Consider the following 846-nt stretch of genomic DNA (forward strand, 5'->3'; position numbering starts at 1 on the left):
TCCAATTATCCCTTGCAGGACAGGCACTTTCGCTTATCTACACCCCGTTTCTCGAGGCATTTCACGAAAAATCTGGGCTAGGCCGCGGCCAGCACTGCTGCGAGACCTTCCCGTGTTTGTTCGACGAAATGCTCGGGAACCTCCGGTGACGGGAAGAGTCCCCCCGCGTTCGGGTGTGTTCCATCGGACCATCTGGCGGTTCCGCTCCTGTGTCCAGAGCCGCGGCGACTTCTCGATGTCGCGGGGGTTGAGCACAGCCGGCCCACCTGCGCGTCTACCCGCTGAAAGATGTTGTTGCTCTGGCTGTTTCGCTCCGTGCAGCGAAAGATGCAGCGCGGCCCTGCGGTGTGCGGTGATCGCCGCGGACCCCGAGTGCCGCCGCCGAGTCGGTCAAGGTGAACTCACACCGGGACGGCGAGCTCTAAGGCTTCCCGTTTTGCCCGTCCAGTCCGAGTATCAGCCCGCCGATGCCGCCGGTGCCGCCCTTCCCGTTGGGAAGTCCGCCATTGCCGCCGTTGCCGCCATTGCCGATCAACACGGCGCTACCGCCCGGCCCGCCGGCACTGCTGGTGTTGCCCCCCGCGCCGCCGTCGCCGCCGTCGCCGATTAGCCCAGCCTTGCCGCCAGCTCCCCCGGTTCCAGCCACGCCGAGGCCCCCGGCGCCTCCGTCGCCGCCGGAGCCGACGAAGACGCCCGCGTTCCCCCCGTCGCCACCGATTCCTCCTTTCTGGAGGCCGAACCCGCCGTCACCGCCGGCACCGCCGGAACCGAAGAACAAGCCGCCGGACCCGCCGGCCCCGCCGGTCCCTCCGGTGCTGCCGGGTGTTGGCGGGAACGGCGGAAGCG

1 pseudogene is annotated in these 846 nt (G+C 68.7%); it reads right to left on the reverse strand.

Going from position 1 to position 846, the window contains the following annotated elements:
* Positions 1 to 421: 421 nt before the first annotated feature.
* A pseudogene (locus BST27_RS34720) lies at positions 422 to 846 on the reverse strand (hypothetical protein); the annotation flags it as partial.

Origin of the sequence: Mycobacterium intermedium (genome assembly GCF_002086275.1) — a bacterium.
In the GTDB taxonomy this organism is placed as follows: Bacteria; Actinomycetota; Actinomycetes; order Mycobacteriales; family Mycobacteriaceae; genus Mycobacterium; species Mycobacterium intermedium.